Annotated in this window: 20 protein-coding genes and 2 pseudogenes; 10 read left to right on the top strand and 12 right to left on the bottom strand. The window is 76.4% G+C overall.

What is annotated here, in order from left to right; genetic code table 11:
* Positions 1–17 precede the first annotated feature (17 nt).
* On the top strand, positions 18–773 hold the full coding sequence (locus tag BGP03_RS31485; RefSeq protein WP_298800616.1) for a pyridoxamine 5'-phosphate oxidase family protein: 756 nt from the start codon (positions 18–20) through the stop codon (positions 771–773).
* A gap of 162 nt (positions 774–935) precedes the next feature.
* Here BGP03_RS31485 and BGP03_RS31480 read toward each other — a convergent pair whose 3' ends face one another.
* The 3 genes from BGP03_RS31480 to BGP03_RS31470 all read right to left on the bottom strand — a co-directional run bounded on the left by BGP03_RS31480 (position 936) and on the right by BGP03_RS31470 (position 4,047).
* Entirely contained in the window at positions 936–1,727 is a 792-nt protein-coding gene (locus BGP03_RS31480; RefSeq protein WP_298800617.1) for a glycosyltransferase family A protein, read from the bottom strand.
* Between the two features lie 77 nt (positions 1,728–1,804).
* Positions 1,805–3,073: a bifunctional PIG-L family deacetylase/class I SAM-dependent methyltransferase gene (locus BGP03_RS31475; RefSeq protein WP_298800618.1), complete on the bottom strand. Its 1,269-nt coding sequence runs from the start codon at positions 3,071–3,073 to the stop codon at positions 1,805–1,807.
* Positions 3,070–4,047: an acyl-CoA dehydrogenase gene (locus tag BGP03_RS31470; RefSeq protein WP_298800619.1), complete on the bottom strand. Its 978-nt coding sequence runs from the start codon at positions 4,045–4,047 to the stop codon at positions 3,070–3,072. The genes BGP03_RS31475 and BGP03_RS31470 overlap by 4 nt, the downstream gene beginning before the upstream one ends.
* An 80-nt stretch (positions 4,048–4,127) precedes the next feature.
* Here BGP03_RS31470 and BGP03_RS31465 point away from each other — a divergent pair, with 80 nt between their 5' ends.
* The 4 genes from BGP03_RS31465 to BGP03_RS31450 all read left to right on the top strand — a co-directional run bounded on the left by BGP03_RS31465 (position 4,128) and on the right by BGP03_RS31450 (position 6,556).
* Complete coding sequence (locus tag BGP03_RS31465) at positions 4,128–4,517, top strand: SRPBCC family protein (protein ID WP_298800620.1); 390 nt, start codon at positions 4,128–4,130, stop codon at positions 4,515–4,517.
* Between the two features lie 147 nt (positions 4,518–4,664).
* Positions 4,665–5,456, top strand: a complete 792-nt coding sequence (locus tag BGP03_RS31460; RefSeq protein WP_296377529.1) for a SigB/SigF/SigG family RNA polymerase sigma factor — start codon at positions 4,665–4,667, stop codon at positions 5,454–5,456.
* Between the two features lie 29 nt (positions 5,457–5,485).
* On the top strand, positions 5,486–6,214 hold the full coding sequence (locus BGP03_RS31455) for an ANTAR domain-containing protein (RefSeq protein ID WP_298800621.1): 729 nt from the start codon (positions 5,486–5,488) through the stop codon (positions 6,212–6,214).
* 45 nt (positions 6,215–6,259) lie between these two features.
* Positions 6,260–6,556, top strand: a complete 297-nt coding sequence (locus BGP03_RS31450; protein WP_296377531.1) for a hypothetical protein — start codon at positions 6,260–6,262, stop codon at positions 6,554–6,556.
* Between the two features lie 50 nt (positions 6,557–6,606).
* On the opposite strand, the gene BGP03_RS31445 is transcribed toward BGP03_RS31450, so the two are convergent.
* From BGP03_RS31445 to BGP03_RS31435, 3 genes are read right to left on the bottom strand one after another with little or no spacing between them, the layout of a single operon-like run.
* Entirely contained in the window at positions 6,607–7,902 is a 1,296-nt protein-coding gene (locus BGP03_RS31445) for a glycosyltransferase (protein ID WP_298800622.1), read from the bottom strand.
* Entirely contained in the window at positions 7,896–8,855 is a 960-nt protein-coding gene (locus BGP03_RS31440) for a hypothetical protein (RefSeq protein ID WP_298800623.1), read from the bottom strand. Before BGP03_RS31440 ends, BGP03_RS31445 begins: the two co-directional genes overlap by 7 nt.
* Positions 8,852–9,793, bottom strand: coding sequence for a glycosyltransferase family 1 protein (locus tag BGP03_RS31435; protein ID WP_298800624.1), 942 nt, complete (start codon positions 9,791–9,793; stop codon positions 8,852–8,854). The genes BGP03_RS31440 and BGP03_RS31435 overlap by 4 nt, the downstream gene beginning before the upstream one ends.
* 171 nt (positions 9,794–9,964) lie before the next feature.
* Between BGP03_RS31435 and BGP03_RS31430 the strand changes: the two genes are divergently transcribed.
* From BGP03_RS31430 to BGP03_RS31415, 4 genes are all read left to right on the top strand, one after another.
* Positions 9,965–10,879 (top strand): WcbI family polysaccharide biosynthesis putative acetyltransferase, encoded by a 915-nt coding sequence (locus BGP03_RS31430; protein WP_298800625.1) that lies wholly within the window; start codon positions 9,965–9,967, stop codon positions 10,877–10,879.
* Positions 10,880–11,081: 202 nt separating this feature from the next.
* Positions 11,082–12,134 carry a glycosyltransferase gene (locus BGP03_RS31425; protein WP_298800626.1) on the top strand — a complete coding sequence of 351 codons (1,053 nt, stop codon included), beginning with the start codon at positions 11,082–11,084 and terminating at the stop codon, positions 12,132–12,134.
* Complete coding sequence (locus tag BGP03_RS31420; protein WP_298800627.1) at positions 12,131–13,123, top strand: glycosyltransferase; 993 nt, start codon at positions 12,131–12,133, stop codon at positions 13,121–13,123. The genes BGP03_RS31425 and BGP03_RS31420 overlap by 4 nt, the downstream gene beginning before the upstream one ends.
* On the top strand, positions 13,120–14,406 hold the full coding sequence (locus tag BGP03_RS31415) for a DUF6457 domain-containing protein (protein ID WP_298800628.1): 1,287 nt from the start codon (positions 13,120–13,122) through the stop codon (positions 14,404–14,406). Before BGP03_RS31420 ends, BGP03_RS31415 begins: the two co-directional genes overlap by 4 nt.
* A 15-nt stretch (positions 14,407–14,421) precedes the next feature.
* Here BGP03_RS31415 and BGP03_RS31410 read toward each other — a convergent pair whose 3' ends face one another.
* The 4 genes and pseudogenes from BGP03_RS31410 to BGP03_RS31395 form a co-directional block, all read right to left on the bottom strand.
* A complete protein-coding gene (locus BGP03_RS31410; protein WP_296377539.1) occupies positions 14,422–14,886 on the bottom strand; it encodes a hypothetical protein in 465 nt (154 codons plus the stop codon).
* A gap of 204 nt (positions 14,887–15,090) precedes the next feature.
* Positions 15,091–15,336, bottom strand: a pseudogene (locus tag BGP03_RS31405) (amidohydrolase family protein); the annotation flags it as partial.
* Positions 15,313–15,570 (bottom strand): annotated as a pseudogene (ureB, locus tag BGP03_RS31400) (urease subunit beta); the annotation flags it as partial. The pseudogenes BGP03_RS31405 and ureB, both read right to left, overlap by 24 nt.
* Positions 15,567–15,752 (bottom strand): urease subunit gamma, encoded by a 186-nt coding sequence (locus BGP03_RS31395; protein WP_296377540.1) that lies wholly within the window; start codon positions 15,750–15,752, stop codon positions 15,567–15,569. The gene BGP03_RS31395 and the pseudogene ureB, both read right to left, overlap by 4 nt.
* A 240-nt stretch (positions 15,753–15,992) precedes the next feature.
* Here BGP03_RS31395 and BGP03_RS31390 point away from each other — a divergent pair, with 240 nt between their 5' ends.
* Positions 15,993–16,844, top strand: a complete 852-nt coding sequence (locus tag BGP03_RS31390) for a fused MFS/spermidine synthase (protein WP_298800629.1) — start codon at positions 15,993–15,995, stop codon at positions 16,842–16,844.
* 1 nt (position 16,845) lies between these two features.
* Here BGP03_RS31390 and mltG read toward each other — a convergent pair whose 3' ends face one another.
* Positions 16,846–18,039: an endolytic transglycosylase MltG gene (gene mltG, locus BGP03_RS31385; RefSeq protein WP_298800631.1), complete on the bottom strand. Its 1,194-nt coding sequence runs from the start codon at positions 18,037–18,039 to the stop codon at positions 16,846–16,848.
* Positions 18,040–18,127: 88 nt separating this feature from the next.
* A complete protein-coding gene (ruvX, locus tag BGP03_RS31380) occupies positions 18,128–18,553 on the bottom strand; it encodes a Holliday junction resolvase RuvX (RefSeq protein ID WP_298800632.1) in 426 nt (141 codons plus the stop codon).
* Positions 18,554–18,586 lie beyond the last annotated feature (33 nt).

The following is an 18,586-nucleotide window of genomic DNA, read 5'->3' as shown; positions in this document are numbered from 1 at the left end:
GCGGCCTCGGCTCCGCCGTGTCGGCCCGCCTGGCGCTCGACCCGGTGATGGTCGTGCCGACGGTGGGCACCCGGCAGGTCGACGACGTGCTGATCGCGGCCCGGTTAGTGCTGCGCGGGGCCCTGAGCAACATCGCCCGGCACGCGAACGCCCGGCACGCGGCCGTCGACATCAGCGTGCACGACGGGCTCACCCGCCCGGGCCGGACGGCACCGATCGAGGGCCCTCCGACCCTGCCGCCCGGCGCGGCGCCGCGGCAGTGTCGACGGGACGGCGACGATCGGAGAGCACATGACCACCACGACACCCGTCCCCGGCGCACGCCCGACCGGAACGCGCCCGGCGTGACCCTCTGCACCGGGCCCGACAGCCTCACCCGGGCCGACTGCCTGCACCTGCTCGGCGCGGGCGCGCTCGGACGGGTCGTGTTCACCGCCTCGGCGATGCCCGCCGTGCAGCCGGTCCGCTACGTCCTCGACGGCGACGACGTCGTCTTCCACATCACCGACGGGGGCCTGCTGTCGACGGTCACCCGGCACGCGGTGGTCGGCTTCCAGGCCGACGACATCGACCCGGTCACCCACGCGGGCTGGACCGTCCTCGGGGTGGGCCCGGCCTGCGAGATCACCGCCGTGGACCGGCGCTGGGTCGCGGGCACCGTATCCGAGACCCACGCCGTGGTCGTGGCGCTGCGGCAGCTCTCCGGGCACCGGGTCCGGCTCGACACCCCCGGCCCCCGGCCCGAGCAGGACTCGCGCACGATCCGCTCCTGAGGGCGATCCGGCGCGGCACGGGACCTTCGGCCCTGCCGGGACCCGACCACGCTCGGCGGCGACCGGGTCCCGGTCCCACCCCACGATCGTGGCGATGTCGCCGCGGTCGCTCCCGCCCGGGCCGGGAGGCGATCACGCCGGCGCCTTCCGGTCCGGCACCTCCTACAGCCCGCCGGCCCGCCCCGCCGCGTGCAGGTCGCGCAGGAGGTCCGCGAGCCCGCCGCTCGCCCGCCCGCAGGTGCGTGAGCTGGTCCGCACCCGCAGCCCCGACGGCCGGCGCAACGGGTATCCCGCGGCGCCCAGGGCCTGCCACAGGCCGTGGTCCTCCCCGGCCCCGTCGACGGGGAAGCCGCCCACGGCGAGGTGGGCGTCGGCCCGGACCCCGAGGTTGGCGCCGTAGACGTGGTGATGCGCGTCGCCATCGGTACCGGCCACCACCAGCTGCTCGTGGCGCCGTGCGGCCCAGGACGACAGGCCGTCGGTCAGCTCGACCGTGCCCGCGACGCCGGCGGCCCCGGCGGCGGCCAGCTCGACGTGGGCCGTCGCCCAGTTCGGCGGGACGGTCGTGTCCGCGTCGGTGTGCAGCAGCCACACCGCCCCGGGCGGCAGGTGCCGCAGGCGGTCGAGCGCGTCGCGGACGCCGAGGTCGCGCAGCGCGCCCACGCCCGATCCGCCCACGATGTGGGCCGGTCCGCTCCCGTCCCCGAGCCCGGCGACCCGGCGCTCCCCCGCACCGAGCACCCGCAGCGACGCCGCCCCCGGCCAGTCCGCGGTGAGGGCGTCCACCAGGGCCGGGGTGTCGTCCACGCAGCGGTCGAGCACCACGGTCAGGACCGTCTCGACCGTCGGCGGCAGGTGCCGCAGCGACTCCCGGACGCTGAGCAGGCAGGCCTCGATCGCATCCTCCTCGTCCCGGGCCGGGATCACGACGGCCACCGCGTGCGGAGCGGTCACCGGCGGCCCTGCCCGCGGAGCGGTCACCGGCGGCCCTTCCCGCGGAGCGGTCACCGGCGGCCCTTCCCGCGGAGCGGTCACCGGCGACGCAGCACGTGCAGCAGGAAGTCCTCGTCCGTGTGCTCGACGAGGATGTCGAGCTCCGGACGGGCGGTCAGCAGCCGGTGGGTGGCCGCGGCGTCGCGCGGGGCCTCGGCGGGCCAGCCGCGCCAGTGCACCGCGACGACGTCGGCGCCGGGGGCCGTCGCAGCCAGGACGCGGTCGAGCGTGGTCGCGACGGTCGCGTCGTCGAGGTAGTAGAGGACCTCGCTGAACACGACGAGGTCGAGCGGCCCGTCCGGCACGCCGTCGGGCAGCCCGGCCACCTGCACGCGCGCCCCCGGGCGCGCGGCGCGGGCCCGCTCCACCGCCTCGGGCACCGGGTCGGACGAGTCGAGCACGGCGCAGCGCCCGGCGAGACCCGCGCTGAGCTCGCCGGCGCCGCAGCCGGGCTCGAACCCGTGCCGGTAGCCCGCCCGGGGCAGCGAGGCGAGCACGACGGCCCGCTTGCGCTGCTCGTACCAGGATCCGGTGTCCCAGGGGTCGCCCTCCGCGTACAGGGACGCGAACCGTTCGACGGGCGCCGACGTGGCCCGCGGCTCCCGGAACAGCAGGTCGACGGGGCGGTCGACGTGGTCGAGCAGCCCCGCGGCGAGGACGGCGGGCGAGCCGTCCGGGCCGGGGCGCACCTGCGAGGTGAAGCACTCCACCCCGGCGCGCCGGGCCGCGCGGGCGGCGTCGTCGAGGAGCACGGCGCGGGCGCGGTCCCACGGGACAACCGGGTCGTCGGCGGCGAGCCAGGCCCACATCCAGATCGGGTAGGACCAGCCGTGCGCGGTCACCGGGGCGGCCGCCGCCGCGGCGAGCCCGGCCGCCCGGTGGTCGGGGTGCGGGTCGCCGGACCAGGGGGCCAGCCAGGCGTCGGCCCCGGCCAGCACCGGGACCAGCGCGTCGCGCAGGTCGTCACCGCACGCGTCGAGGCCCGAGTCGGGCAGGCCCAGCCAGGTCACGGGCACGCCGGCCAGGCCCTGGGCGGCCAGCGCTTCGCCCATCTCGACGCGGCGGGCCCGGCCGAGCCCGGCCCGCGCCGCCGTGTCCAGACCGGGGTAGGCGGCCTCGCCGTCGGTGGCCACCACGAGCGAGAGGTCCGCCCCGGCCGCGTGCAGCGCCCGGACGGCGCCGCCCGCCCCGAGCGTCTCGTCGTCGGGGTGGGCGGCCACGACCACCACCCGCCGGTGGGCCGTCGGGTCGAAGGCCGGCGGCCGGTGCCGGTCGAGGGCGTCGGCCCAGTCACCCGGTTTCGTCACGACGCGCCCCCCGCCGCGAGCACGGCCGCGCCGAGGGCCGCGTGGTCGCGCTCGCCGTGGTGCTGGCGCACGTAGATGCCCAGGTCGGCGAGGGTCCGGGCCAGCTCGGCGTCCCCGCTCAGCGGGCCGGCCCCGAGCATCCGCGGCACCCGGTCGAGCGTCTCGCGCACCACCCGCTCGACGGCGCACCGCGCCCGGGCCACCCCCAGCGCGTGGTCGCCGAAGGGGTCGGCGTCGACGTCGGCCGCCAGCCAGTCCAGCTGGGCGTCCGTCGCGGAGAGCAGCGCGTCGAGCTCGCCGAGATGGGCGAGCTGGTGGGCGTCCGGCGCGGCGGGCAGGTGGGTGACGGCCCGGTGCAGCAGACCGGCCGCCCCGCCCTGCCACACGGCGGCGACCCCGCCCCCGCCGACGGCGAACCCGGGCCGCGCGGTGTACCAGCCCGGTCCCCCGACGACGTCGTCGCGGCCGACCGGTACCCGGTCGAACCACACGTCGAGGGTGTCCGCGGCCGCCATCGCCGGGGTGTTCCAGGAGTCGGGGTCGGGCCGGGCGCCCGGTGGCTCGACCGGCACGTCCACCAGCACGCGGCCGTCGGGGCCACCGGCGACCACCAGGGCGCGGTCGACGAGGTGCGCCCCGGAGCAGAAGCGGACGGTGCCGTGCAGCACCGTCTCCCCCCCGCGCGGGCCGTGCAGGTCGGCGCCCGTCCCTCCGGGCCGCGCCGCCCACACCCCGTAGAGCGTGCCGGGCTCGGCGGGCCGCCCCGCCTCGGCCAGGATCGCCACCGCGTCCGTGTGCCCCTCCGCGAGCCGGGCGAGGGCGAGGTCGGCGCGACCGAGCGCGGCGAGCTCCTGCCAGCGGCGCGTCGTCTGCCCGGCCCCCGGCAGCGGCAGGTCCAGACGCCCCGCCGCCAGCAGCGTCCGGAGCCGGGAGTCGACGGGGACGTCGGTGGACAGGTGGTCGGGCGGGGTCATCGGCACACCGCCGGGATGCCCCGTGGTGGCCGGCTCAACCACCGGTGGTTGAGCCGGGCCGCGCCGGGTACCCGACCGTCATGGGTGAGTACGAGCACAGCACGACCGTCACGACCGGACCGGACGCGCTCTTCGCGTACCTGTCGGACGTGGGGAACCTGCCGCACTACTTCTCGGCGATGAAGTCCGCCGAACCCGCCGACGGCGACGCGGTGCACACCGTCGCCGACGTCGGCGGCCGCGAGGTCGAGGGCGAGGCCTGGTTCACCACCGACGCGGACGCGCGCAGCATCCGGTGGGGGTCCGAGGGGCCGAACCACTACAGCGGAGAGCTGCGGGTCGAGGGCGCCGACGACGGCTCGCGCGTGACGGTGACGCTGCACACCGAGCACGCCGACGGTCCGGGCATCGACCGCGGTCTGGAGGACACCCTGAACCAGATCCGGACCAACGTGCAGGCCGCCGGATAGCGACGGTGCGCAGGCCCGCGCGCACGGGGTTACAGTCGGAGTCGGTTGAACCCACAGCCGCGCAGATCTCCCATCTCGGATGCGGTACCCGTAGGCCGTCCGGCCGCGTGATCGTCGCGTCCGACTGTCCGCGACGGGTGTGACCCTGTGACCAGCGCTTCGACCATCGTTGCCCCGCGTACGTCGGGCCGCGACAGCTACGACCACCTGGCTCCGGTGCTCGCCGAGTACGCCGCTCTCGACCGCTCCGACCCGCGGCGGCGGGTGCTGCGCGACGAGCTGGCCACGGCCTACCTGCCCGTCGTGCACCACATCGCCCGGCGCTACAGCGGCCGTGGGGAGCCGACCAACGACCTGGAGCAGGTCGGGGCGGTCGCCCTGCTCGGGGCGCTCGAGCGGTTCGACCCGGAACGGGGCGCCGAGTTCCTCAGCTTCGCGATCCCGACGATCACGGGCGAGGTGCGCAAGCACTTCCGCGACCGGACGTGGTCGATGCGGGTCCCCCGCCGGCTCAAGGATCTGCAGGGGCCGATCGGCGAGGCCGTCACCACGCTGTCGGCCACGCTCAACCGGGCGCCGCGTCCCAGCGAGATCGCCGACCACCTCGACGTGCCCGTCGGCGAGGTCGTGGACGCGCTGGGCGCCCAGCGCGCCTACTCCGCGGACTCCCTCGACGCCCTCACCCACTCCGGCGACACCTCGCTGCTCGACCTGCTGGGCCGGGCGGACGCGGAGCTGGTCAAGGCGGAGTACCGCGACGAGCTGCGCCGGGCGCTGGCCGACCTCCCCGACCGCGAACGGACGATCGTCATCCTCCGGTTCTTCGGCGACCTCACCCAGACCGAGATCGCCGCCAAGGTCGGCCTGTCGCAGATGCACGTCTCCCGGCTGCTGGCGAGCACGCTCGCGACGCTGCGGGCGCGCATCGACGTCAGCTGAGCCGGCCCGGGCTCTCTACACTCCCACCCGTGCCCCCTGAAACCCTCGTACCGGGCGCGGTCGCCACGGAGTTCGTCGAGCTCGCCCGCGCGCTCCTCGACGCCACCACCGTGTCCGAGGTCCTGGACCGCATCGTCCAGGCCGCTCGCGCCGTGGTGCGCGGCGCCGACATGGTCAGCGTCACCGTCCGCGCCCCGGACGGCCGGTTCCACACCCCGGTGGAGACCGACGAGCTCGCCACGCGGCTCGACGGCCTGCAGTACGACCTCGACGAGGGCCCGTGCGTGGAGGCCACCCGCACCCCGGGCCCCGGCCTCGTCGGCTCCTCCGACCTGGCGCGGGGCGCCGAGTTCCCCGAGTGGGGCCCGAAGGCCGCCGAGGCCGGGGTGCGCAGCGTGTTCGCCGTGGGCATGTTCCCCGACGGCGCCGAGCCGCGCCTGGGTGCGCTGAACTTCTACTCCTTCTCCGTGGCCGGCCTCGACGGCATCGACCGTGACACCGCGATGCTGCTGGCGGCCCACGCCTCCACGGCGCTGGCGGCCACCGAGGCCCACAGCGCGCACGCCATCAAGGCGGCCCAGCTGCAGGAGGCCCTGCGCAGCCGGGACGTGATCGGGCAGGCCAAGGGCATCCTCATGGAGCGTCGCGGCATCACCGAGGACGAGGCCTTCGACGTGCTGCGCGTGGCGTCGCAGTCGCTCAACGTCAAGCTGGCCCTGGTCGCGGAGACCCTCGCCTCCCGCCGCGCGGATCTGTAGGCGCCACGCACTGCGCGGATCGCCCGGCTGCGCGACCCTCGTCGCATGACCGACGCGCAGACACCGCCCAGCTCGGGTCCGGCGTTGCGGGCGGGCCTCGCGCTGACCGATCTCGACCTCGGCCAGCTGTGGACCGCCTACGTCGGGCTCGGCGGCAGCCTGACCGCCGAGCAGCTCGGTGACGCCCTCGCGTCCCGCCGGGCGCTCTCCGGTCTCGAGCACGACATGGTGGCCCACGCCCTCAACGAGTACTTCCTCGCGCTCGGCCGCGACCATCCCGTGGCCTACGCCGAGGAGCTCGACGCCCGGGAGCCGATCGTGCACGACGCACGCCTGCCCTGACCTCATCACGGCCCTGTCCCGACCACGGCCCTGTCACGGTCCTGTCCCGATCACGGCCGGGCGAGCCGGGCGAAGTAGCCGTCGAGGCCCCCGGACGTCCGGGGCGCCGGACCGGCGTCGACCACGGCGCACCCGAAGGACCCGCGCACGACGTCCGCGGGCAGCCGATGGGCCCACCGGCGGATCCGCCCCCGCGCACGGGTGGACTCGATCTCGGCGACCGGGTCGCCCCCGCACGCGATGACGACCCGGGCCAGGTCGTCGTCCACGAGCGCGCCCATCGCCGTGGTCAGCGCCCCCGCGGGGAGCGGGGCCCGGGCCGTCAGCACCGCCCGTGCCCGCCGGCGCTGGTCCGCGCTCCACGCGTCCTGCTGGACGGCGCTCCCGTAGAGCTGCACCAGCAGCGGATCGACCGGGCCGGGCAGCCGGACCCGCAGGTCGCGGTGGTCCTGCGCGAGCAGCGCGTGCACGGTGCGCACGGTCGCGGGCACCCCGTCGCACGCGAGGTCCACCAGCACGTCGGGCAACCCGCCCGGCAGCGCCACGCCCCGGGTGACCGGCTCAGGGACCAGCGCCGCGAGCCGCACCGACTCCAGATCCTTGGCCCCGCCGTCGCGGCCGGCCCAGTCGGGGCCGTCGTGCCAGGCCACGGCGTCGGGCTCGTGCACGAGCACCGCGCCGGCGTTCCAGGCGCGGTAGGCCAGGTCCCAGTCCTCGCCGCCGTAGCCGACGAACCGCTCGTCGAACCCCCCGAGGTCGTCGAACAGGCTGCGCCGGCACGCCAGCACGGCGCTGATGACGAACCGGAAGCTGCGCCCGTCGGCGTCGAGGAGGTCACGGCTCGCGGTGTAGGCGTCCCGGAGCCACGCCGGGTCCGGCAGCGGCGGGGCGGCGGCGGGGTCGCTCCCGACGGGCGTGGCGGCGAGGTCCGCGTGCCGGCGGCGGCCGACGGCCAGCACGTCCGGGCACACCGCCACCCGGCGGGTCATCGCCTCGACGAACCCCGGCCCCGGGACGGTGTCGGCGTCGAGGAAGACCAGGACCTCGCCGCGGGCGGTCCGGGCTCCGGCGTTGCGGGCCGCGGCCGCGCGGAACCCGAGGTCGGGCTGGGTGACGACCCGGACCGGCGGTCCGCCGGCGGGCGCCCGCGGCGGCTCGGCCGAACCGTCGTCGGTGATCACGACCTCGGCCGGGGGCAGCGTCTGGGCGCACAGCGCGGCCCAGGTCCGGGCGAGCTGGTCGGGCTGCTCGTAGTGGGTGACCACCACGCTCACCTGCGGCCGGGGCACGGGGTACGGGGCGAGCAGGTCCCAGCGGTTGCCCGGCACGAACACCTCGGTCAGCACGCGAGCACCCGTCGGTAGAGGGCGGCGTGGGCTGCGCCCACGTCCGGGCCCACGTCCGGGCCGGCACCGGGTTCTGCCCGCGTCCACGACGGGTCGGCCTGGCATGCTGCCACGGCGGCGTCCAGCTCGGCGTCGGTGTCGTAGAGCCACAGGCCGTCAGGATGACGGGCGGCGAGCTCGGCCGTGTACGGGCCCCGCGCCGCGACCGGACGACGACCGCAGCCGATCCACGTCGCCAGCGACCCGCTCGCGCTGACCCGGCGGGCGGGGGCGAGGGGCACGGTGGCCGCGGCGGCCGCGGCGGCGAGGTCGGCGTCGGTCAGCGATCCGGTGACGAGCAGGTCCACCCCACGGTCCGCGGCGCGTTCCCGCAGTTCCCGGTGCAGCTCGGCGTGCCCGTCCGCGACGGCCCCGAGCGCGGCGACCAGCGGGATCCCGCTGCGGGCGGCCGCGTCGATCGCGTCGGCGTGGCCCTTGCCGGGGTAGACGAAGCCGAGCACCGCGAGCGTGGGCCGCCCCGCCCACGCCGGTGGCGCACTCCCGGTCGGCAGCGTCTCCACCGGCAGCGGGATCACCGCCGCGGAGCGCCCCGTCGAGCGTTCCAGGTTCGCGGCCTCGTGCTCCGACGACACCACCACGGCATCGGCGACGGCCGCGACGCGCGCGTACCCGCGGCCGCGGCGGGCGTCCCGGGCCGGGTCGGGATCGGCCCCGGGCACGTCGTGCAGCGTCACGACCAGCGGTCGCGGGACCATCGCGGCCCACACCTCGAACGCCGTGGCGGCCGCGGCGACGTCCGGGCCGAACAGCGCGTCGGTGAACTGCACGTGGGTGAGGTCGGCCGCGCCCACGGCGGAACGCGCGCCGTGCGCCTCCGCCAGCCGCGCCACCAGCCACGCGTGCCGCACGACTCCGTGCCGGGGCGGTCCGGGGGCGTGCACCAGCACCCTCATCCGAGCACCTCCCGGTAGATCGCCGCGTGGGCCGCCGCGACCGCGCACCGCTGGGCGGCCCGCTCCTCCACGGTGGTCCGCGGGCCCGCGCCGCGACGGTGGGCCTCGTGCACCCCGGCGGCCAGCGACGCGGCGTCGGGTCCGGAGGGTCCGCGGTGGTAGATCAGGCACGGGGCCTGCTGGTCGTAGAAGCCGCAGTCGGGGGCCAGCACCGCGGTGCCGAGGTCGTGGCAGGCCTCCAGCCAGCCGGAATGGGTGCCGAAGCGGTAGGGCAGCACCGACAGGTCGAGGCCCGAGAGGTGGTCCCAGAGCTGGTCGTCGGTGAGCCGGGGTCCCGGCCGCACGTCGACGGCGGGCAGGTCGCGGAGCCCGGAGGCGAGCTCCCGGCCCGGCCCGTCGTCACGCACCACGACCTCGACGCGGCCACCCGGGATCGCCGCGACCACCGGGGCCAGCGCCCGCACCACCGCCGGCGCGTCGCTGTTGGCCCGGTCCGCCTTGGCGTGCACCCCGACGACGAACCCGTCGTGCCCCGGGCGGGGCCGGGCCGCCCGGTCGGCCTCCACGACGTGCGGGTGCGGCACCACCACCGCGCCTCTCCCCCACCGCGCCGCGATCTCGGCCGCCGCGCCGGGCGTCAGCGTCAGCAGCGCGTCGGCCGAGGGCACCAGCACGTCGAGCGCGGCCGCGTGCGCCGCGGGGTCGGCGTGGTGCGGGTTGCGCAGGTCGTGCACGGTGAGCACCAGGGGCCGGCCCGCCGCCCGCAGCGCGGCGACCAGCGCGCCGAGCTGCTGCGGGCTGCGGTCGTCGAACCCGAAGTGCAGGTGGAACACGTCGAACGCGTCGGCGTTGCCCCGCACCCACTCCGGGTCGAGCATCACCGGCGGCCACCACTGCCCGTCGGGAGCACCCGGCACCGGCGGGTCGGGCAGCCGCACGACACCGTCCCCGGGGACCGACAGGTGCCGGACGTAGACGTGGCCCTCGGGGACGGAGGCGACCCTGACGGGATCGACACAGGCGGCAGAACGGAGAGGCGTGACCGGCACCGTCACCGGGTGCCCCGGTCCGGGCCGCTTCAACCCCGGCGGAACGGGCACCCTGCCGGTATGGACCCCGCCCGACGTCGCCACTACCGCGACTTCTACGACGGAGCACCGGGCACCGGCCCTGTCACGGTCGTGCTCGGCAACTGCCAGGCCGAGTCGCTGCGCGTGCTGCTGTCCGGCTCGGCCGACCGCAGCGCGCCCGCCGTCCGCATCCCGCCGGTCCACGAGCTGACCGCCGGCGACCTCCCGCCCCTGCACCGGCTGCTCGCCCGCACCGCCGTCCTGCTGAGCCAGCCCGTCCGCGACGACTACCGCGACCTGCCGGTCGGCACGCGGCAGCTGGCCGCGGCGCTGCCCCGCGGCGCCCGGGTGCTGCGCTGGCCCGTGGTGCGCCACACCGGGCTGCACCCCTACTCGGCGATCGTGCGCCACCCGTCGGACCGGGCGGCGGTGCCGCCGGTGGTGGCCTACCACGACCTGCGCACCCTCGCGGTCGCCGCCGGGGGGACGGGGATGCCCGACCACGGTCCCGGTGCGCTGCGCGAGGTCGCGCGGCTCTCCGTGGCCGAGCTCGCCCGCCGCGAGTCCCGCGACTGCGACGTCGGGGTCTCCGACGTCCTCGACGGGGTTGGGCTGCGGGCGGCCCACACCCTCAACCACCCCGGCAACGCGGTCCTGGTCATGCTGGCGCACCGGGTGCAGGAGGCCCTCGGCCGCGACGCCGACGCCGCCGATCCCGGCCGGGAGCTGCTGGGCGGGGTGCGGGCACCGCTGGAGCCCGCGGTGCTCGACGCCCTCGGGCTCGACGCCGGAGCCGCCCGGGCCGACTGGACCGTGGACGGCACGGCGGTGCCCGACGCCACGGTCCGCGCCACCCAGCTGGACTGGTACGCGACGCACCCGCAGTGGGTCGACGCGGGATGCCACCGCCACGCCGACCGCCTCGCACTGCTGGGGCTGGGGGGTAAACCGTGACGATGCGGACAGTCGCCCGAGTGGCGGGCCACACCGGTCGTGACCGATGCTGGTCGCGCGTCCGGGTTGAACACCCAGCTCGAGCGGCGTCGTCCATCGCCGGTCCACGCCCGGTCCCCGACCGGCTCGACCGGCAACGCCCGAGCGGAGCGCGCTTCCCGATGATCATCCCCACCCGGCCGCCTGCTGCCCGGGAACGACCGTGAGCCCGTTGCGCGTCGCGCTCGTCGCGTCGGCCCGCTTCCCCCTGCGCCAGCCGTTCCCCGGCGGCCTGGAGGCCCACACCTGGCAGCTCGCCACGCAACTGCGCGAGCGCGGGCACCACGTGACGGTGTTCGGCGGACGCGGCTCGGACCCGGCGCTGGGTGTGCGGGAGCTGCCCGGCCTGCCGACGCTCTCCGCGCACGCCCGCGCCGACGTCAGCATGCCGGCCGAGTGGTTCCTCGCCGAGCACCACGCCTACCTGTCGCTGATGCTCGACCTCGCGCGCACCGGCCGCGACTACGACGTGGTGCACAACAACTCGCTGCACTACCTGCCCGTCGCCATGGCCGACACCCTGCCCGTCCGCCTGCTGACCACCCTGCACACGCCCCCGACGCCGTGGCTGGAGTCGGCCGTGGCGCTGGCCCCCGGGACCTCCTCCTTCGCCGCGGTCAGCCGCGCCACCGCCCGCCAGTGGCGGGGCACCGTGGAGGCCCCGGTGGTGCCCAACGGCGTCGACACCGCGTTCTGGACGCCCGGCCCGGGCGGCGGCGTGCCGGTGTGGTCGGGGCGGATCGTGCCGGAGAAGGGGCCCGTCGAGGCGATCCTGGCCGCGCGCCGGGCCGGCACGGGGCTGCGCCTGGCCGGGCCCACCCCGGACGCGCGGTTCTTCCGCGAGCAGGTCGCACCCCTGCTCGGGGACGGGATCGAGCACGTCGGGCACCTCGACCACACCGACCTCGTGCGCCTGGTCGGCTCGGCGTCGGTGGCCGTGATCTCCCCCTGCTGGGACGAGCCGTACGGGCTGGTCGTGGCGGAGGCACTGGCCTGCGGCACGCCGGTGGCCGGGTTCGACCGCGGCGCGCTGCCGGAGCTGCTCGACGACACGTGCGGCGTGCTCGCCCGGCCCGGTGACGTCGACGGCCTCGCCGCGGCCATCACCGCCGCCGCCCGCCTCGACCGCGCCGCGGCCCGGCGCCGCGCCGTGGGGACCTGCTCCGTCGAGACCATGGTCGACGGCTACGAGCGCCGCTACCGGGAGCTCGCGTGATCGGCTGGTACGTCCACCACCACGGCCGCGGCCACGTCCACCGGGCCGCGACGATCGCGGCGCGGCTGCGGACACCGGTCGTCGGGCTCTCGACGCTGCCCGCCCCGGACGGCTGGCCGGGCGAGTGGGTGCCGCTCCCGCCGGACGTCGACGGGTCCGTTCCCCGGGACCCGACCGCCCGCGGCGTCCTGCACTGGGCTCCGCTGGGGCATCCGGGCCTGCGCGACCGCACAGCGCTGATCTCCCGCGTGCTCGCCCGGCCGGAGCTGCGGCTGGTCGTCGTCGACGTGTCCGTGGAGGTCACGCTGCTGGCCCGGCTGTCCGGGCTGCCGGTCGCGGTGATGGCCCAGCCCGGCGACCGCACCGACCGGCCCCACCGCACCGCCTACGACCTCGCCGAGACGCTGCTCGCCCCCTGGTCGTCCGCAGGCCCGCCGCTGCCGGCCCGGGGCGTGCACGTCGGGGCGATCTCCCGCTTCGACGGCCGCGAGCCGCCGCCGCCGCCCGGCCGGCGTCGCGTGCTCGTCCTGTGGGGCGCCGGCGGCATCGACGTCACCCCCGACGACCTGCGCGCCGCGGCCGCCGCCACCCCGGACTGGGCGTGGGAGGTCGTCGGCCCCGCGCAGGAGAGCGCCGGGCCGGCGAACCTGCGGTGGCGCGGCTGGTGCGACGACGTCTGGGCGGCCCTGTGCGACGCCGACGTCGTCGTCACCCACGGGGGCCAGAACGCGGTGGCCGAGGTGGCCGCCGCCCGCCGGGCCGCCGTCGTGGTGAGCCAGGTCCGGCCCCACGGCGAGCAGCACGCCACCGCCCTGGCCCTGCACCGGGCGGGCATCGCCGTCGGCCGCTCCCGCTGGCCCGCGGCCGGGAGGTGGCCGTCCGTGCTGGACGACGCCGTCGCCCGCGGCGGCGAGGGCTGGACGCAGTGGTCGTCCGGCGACGGCGCCGCCCGCGCCGCCGCCGTCCTGGACGACCTGGCGGCCCGGTGAGGACCGCCGTGGTCGTCGTGACGCACGGCCGCGACGACCACCTGCACCGCCAGCGCGCCGGGCTGGCGCTCGGCCCGTCGGATGTTCACGTCGTCGTCGGGATGGGCGAGCAGCCCCGGCTCGCGCAGATCCCCGGCGCTCCCCCGGTGACCCGCGTGCACGTTCCCGTCCCCGCCACCGGGCTGCCGCTGGCCGCGGCGCGCAACGCCGGGGCCGCCGCAGCGATCGCGGCCGGCGCCGAGCTGCTCGTCCTGCTCGACGTCGACTGCATCCCGGGCCCGAACCTGGTGCGGCGCTACGCGGGCGCCGCCGGCGACGAGCTCGCCCTGCTGTGCGGGCCCGTCGCCTACCTGCCGCCCCCGCCGCCCGGCGGCTACCCCGCCACCGGGCTCGGCGGGCTCGCCGACCCCCATCCCGCCCGCCCGGCACCGCCCGACGGGCAGCTGGAGCGCACCGGCGACTTCACCCTGTTCTGGTCGCTGTCGTTCGCCGTCACCGCCGCCACGTGGACGCGGCTCGGCGGCTTCTGCGAGGACTACACCGGCTACGGCGGGGAGGACACCGACTTCGCCGTCACCGCCGAGGCGGCCGGGGCGCAGCTCGTCTGGGTCGGCGGCGCGGAGGCCCACCACCAGCACCATCCGCCCGCCCGCACCGATCCCCGCCGCGTCGGGGAGATCGTGCGCAACGCGACGCTGTTCCACCGCAGGCACGGCTGGTGGCCGATGGGCGGCTGGCTGACCGAGCTGGCCGCGGCGGGGGCCGTCGAGTTCGATCCCTCCCGCGACGTCCTGCGGATGGTGGGAGAGGCCGGTACGACACGGCCCTGCGGAGTATCGTACCTCCGCAGGGCCGGCGGGGACGTGCGTGTCGCAGCGGGTGGCGAACGCACGGGGTTCCGGTCAACAGCCGAGTTACCCACGCGCAGACCCGCCAAACGGCGGTACGGAGAAGCGGTTGGCCCACACGTTCCGGGGTACCCGCACCCCGTGAACCACTCCGAATGGACCACCACAGTCGCGCTCGAGCTCGGCCTGGAGACCGCGGCCGAGGACGACTCGAGCGCCACGACGATCTCCGAGCTCACCTCCCGCGTCACCGACGGGGTCGACGCCGGCGCGGCCCCGATGACCGCGTTCCTGATCGGGGTGGCCGCGGGTCGCGCCGACGACCCCGCCGTGGCCGCCCGCGACTACACCGAGAAGATCGCTCACCTGGCCGACGGCTGGGGCGCCGACGAGGAGCGCGGCGTGCCGGCGAACGACCAGTCGGCGCGCGCCTGAGTCAGCGCGCCCGGGTCAGATCGGCACCACCAACCGGGCCTTCCCCTGCTCGGCGGCGTAGTTGAGCGTGTACCAGGTGCCCCCACCTGCGGACTCGTCGCCGCGCGGGAACCCGATCACCAGCCCGGCGTGGTCCACCATCCACCGGTTGCGCGCGTGGTAGGCGGCCTTCCCGAGCAGGGTGGCCCCCATCTCGACCACCCCGGCGAGCCGGTCCGCGGCACGCAGCCGGTCGATGACCTCGACGGACCCGGCCGGCTGGTCGAGGACCCGGCAGGGCACGACGACGGTCAGCGCCGCCTCGGAGTGGGTGGCGAGCCACGCCAGGGCGGCGGTGTCGACGCCGGACGCCCCGCCGACGGAGAAGTGGGTGTCGGGACCGGAGAACGGCCCGAGGTAGGCCTCGAACACCGCCGCCAGCTTCTCGTCGGGGGCATCGCCGATGCTGCGGGTGCCGGTGATCGCCACGCTGCGTTCCACTCGGGCGCGCTCCTGGGGTGAGGTGGGGTGTGCCGTCGGACCTTCCCGGCGAACCTACCGCCCCGGGTCCGTCAGAAGAGGAAGTAGCGCTGCGCCATCGGGAGCTCGGTGGCCGGCGCCGCCTCCACCACCTCCCCGTCGATCCGGACGGTGAACGTGTGGGGTTCCACCTCGATGCGGGGCAGGGCGTGGTGTTCGGCATGTCGCCTGCGAGTCCGAGCCGATCATGGAGATCGCGCCCACGTCGTGCAGCAGGTCCTCCGCCGCGATCGTCGACGGCCGGATGCGGCTCTCGGCGAACGCGAGGTCCTCGGGCACGCGCAGGTCGAGGTGGTGGCCGACCTTCAGCATGTCGAGGTGCGCGTCGACGGTGGTGACGGTGTGCGGGCGCGTCGGGTTCGTGGACGACGGCAGCACGTGCGGCTGCCCGGCCACGGTGATGATGTCCGGGCGCGTGGCCTCCCCCGGCCCCGGCTCGAACCGCACCGCGGTGCCGGCGGGCACGGTGAGCCGCTTGCCCTCGGCGGCGGCGCGGTCGAACAGCAGCGCCGGGTTGGTGGCGGCGAAGTGGTAGTGCGACCCGACCTGGACCGGCCGGTCGCCGGAGTTGACGACCTCGATGCCGGTGCGCTCGCGGTCGACCTCGATCGCGCCCTCGGCCAGCAGGTACTCGCCCGGGATCACTGGATGGGCCCGTGCACGGTGACGAGCTTCGTGCCGTCGGGGGCCTCCTCGAGCACCCACGCGCTGATCAGCGCGACGCTCTCGGGGTAGTTGAGCTTCAGCCCGCGGTCGCGGCGCTGCTGCGCCAGACCGGCGGCGACGTGCAGCAGCAACCGCTCCTGCTCGTGGAGGGACGACGGCACCGCGGGACCTCCTCGGAAGGGATGCGACGAACCTGGGGTGTGTCACGGATCCATGCCGAGCGAGCGGCGGCCAGGTGGGTGCATCGCAAGGCGGAGGAGTCGCCGATCCCGGGGTTGGATCGGTGGCGACGACAACGCCGCGAGGTGCCCGCCTGGGCGTCGCGCAGCCGGCTGGGGATCCGTCCGACGCACCCAGGTGCCGGGAGGTGTCACACACGTTACGGAGGGCAGGATGAGACGGTGACCCGCCCCGTCCGGATCCCCACCCGGATCTCCGCCGACGTCGACCACGGCCACGCCGAGCTCGTGGGCGACCCCGACCGCCCCCAGGCCTGGACGTTGCTGGTGGACGGCACCGCGCAGTCCCACGTCGACCTCGACGACCCCACCCACCTGGAGTTCGAGTACGTCCGGCGCCTCGGGCACGTCGTCGACCTGATCGCCCCGCCGACGCGGCCGCTGCGGGTGCTGCACCTCGGCGGCGGCGGGTGGACGCTGGCCCGCTACGTCGCGGTGACGCGGCCGGGCTCGCCGCAGACGGTGGTCGAGATCGACGCGGGGCTGGCCGACCTGGTCGGCTCGCGGCTGCCGGCCGACGGCCTGGGCATCGACGTGCTCGTCGCCGACGCCCGGGCCGCCCTGACGCAGGTGGCGGCGGCGTCGGTGGACCTGCTGGTGCTCGACGTCTTCGCCGGGGCACGCACGCCGTCGCACCTGACGTCGCGGGAGTTCGTGGCGGCGGCGGCGCGCACGCTGGCCCCCGGCGGCGTGTACGCGGCCAACGTCGCCGACGGCGGCGAGCTCGCCTTCGCCCGAACGCAGGTGGCGGCCGCCGCCGGGGTGTTCGCCGAGCTGGCGGTGATCGCGGCGCCGGAGATCCTGTCCGGGCGCCGGTTCGGCAACCTCGTGCTCGTCGGCAGCGACGCCGGGCTCCCGGTCGCCGGCCTGACACGCCGGGCGAGCGCCGACCCGTTCCGCGCGACGGTCCTCGACGACGGCGGCGCCCGCCGCTTCGCCCGGGGGGCCGTCGCTCCCGAGGATCGCGCGGCCACCCCGTCCCCGATCCCACCACCCGGCTTCTTCGGGCAGTAGGTCAGAAGACGCCGTTCTTCTGGGCGAGCGCGACGTTGGCCGAGTGCTCCGCGAAGGTCACGGCGAAGCAGCTGGTGCCGTCCTTCTTGCACGGCACGAAGAACAGCCACGGCCCGGAGGCCGGCGTGAGCGCGGCCGCGACGGCGTCGCTGCCGGGGGTGGAGATCGGCGTGGGCGGCAGGCCGGGCGTCAGGTAGGTGTTGTACGGGCCGGGGATGGCCCGGTTCTGCGGGCTCGTGAGCAGCGACTGCACGTCGAGCGGGTAGTTGATCGTGGTGTCGAGCTCGAGGCGCTGCCCCGACCCGAGGCGGTTGTAGATCACCCGGGCCACCTTGGGCATGTCCGCGATGATCGCTTCCTTCTCGACCATCGACGCGATGACCAGCACCTGGTACGGGGAGCTGCCGATGCTCTGCGCGCCCGACACGAGCCCCGTCGCCTCGATGCGCGCCGTCGAGATCGCCATGATCGACTGCAGCACCTCCAGCGGGGTGGCCCCGGGCTGGACGTTGTAGCGCCCCGGGGCGATGAGCCCCTCCAGGCGCCGCTTGGGGTCGGCCTTCGCGACCGCGTCCAGCGCCCACGCGGGCACGCCGAGCGTGGCGGGGTCGGTGGTCGCCATCGTGGAGCGCAGCTCGTCGGCCGACACGCACTTCCGGTCGGCGCCCTCGCCCACGCACGTGGCGGCCGAGATCAGGCTCAGCACGCCGGGCGACTCGGCCCCGTTCGGCGCCTTCGTGTCGTCGAGCTGCACGCCGCTGCGGATCTCCAGCTGCCCGACGCGGGCCGCGGGATCCAGCAGGAGCGCGACGGCGGACGCGCCCGACATCCGCAGCTTCAGCTGGTAGAAGCCGGGTTGCACCGAGCGGACCTTGGCGTTGTCGGCGGCCGCCTCCTTGAAGGCGGCGGCGCTCTCCACGACGCCCTTCTGGGTCAGCTCGGTGGCGATCTGGGAGGTGGTGTCGCCGTCCTCCACCTGCACGAGCACGCTGCCCTCGCCGGTGCCGTCGAAGTCGGGCGTGGCGAAGAAGGAGGTGTAGACGTAGTAGCCGCCGCCGGCCACGGTCCCGAGCAGGAGCAGCACGGCGAGGGCGAGCACGCCGAACCGCTTGCGCCGGCCCTGCCGGCGCCGGGCCCGGCGCGCGTCGCCCCGGTTCCCCACCGCCTTCAGCCGGACCGTCGGATCGCTCACCATCGAGGCGTGGTCCCGTCCGTCCGACTGCACAGTGTCGCAGCGTAACGATGATGTGTCGGGCGCGTCGGCACCACCCCTGACCTGGACCTCAGCGCCGGCTGTCCAGCCACCCCTGGAGGATCGCGACGGCCGCCGCCTGGTCCACCACCGAGCGCTGCTTGCGGCCCTTCACCCCGCGGGCGCGCAGCTGCCGGGTGGCGACGACCGTGGTCAGGCGCTCGTCGGAGTAGACGACAGGCACCGTGAGCCCCGCGGTGAGGGCATCGCCGAACATGCGTGCCGCCTCCGCGGCCGGGCCCTCGCGGTTGGCGAGGGTCCGCGGCAGGCCCAGGACGATCTCCACGATCTCGTGCTCGGCGACCAGTTCGGCGATGGCCCGGACGTCCGAGCCGCCGTCGAGATCGCGCGGAAGGGTGACGAGCGGCGTGGCCAGCACGCCGTCGGGGTCACTCAGAGCGACGCCCACGCGCACGGACCCGACGTCGAGCCCGAGCCGCCGCCCGCGGCGGGTCACCGGCCGGCCATGATCAGCAGTTCGGCGCGGAAA

Source organism: Pseudonocardia sp. 73-21 (assembly GCF_001899645.1).
Lineage (GTDB): Bacteria > Actinomycetota > Actinomycetes > Mycobacteriales > Pseudonocardiaceae > Pseudonocardia.
The sequence above is the reverse complement of the archived record's forward strand: the minus strand, read 5'-3'. Positions and strand labels throughout refer to the sequence as shown.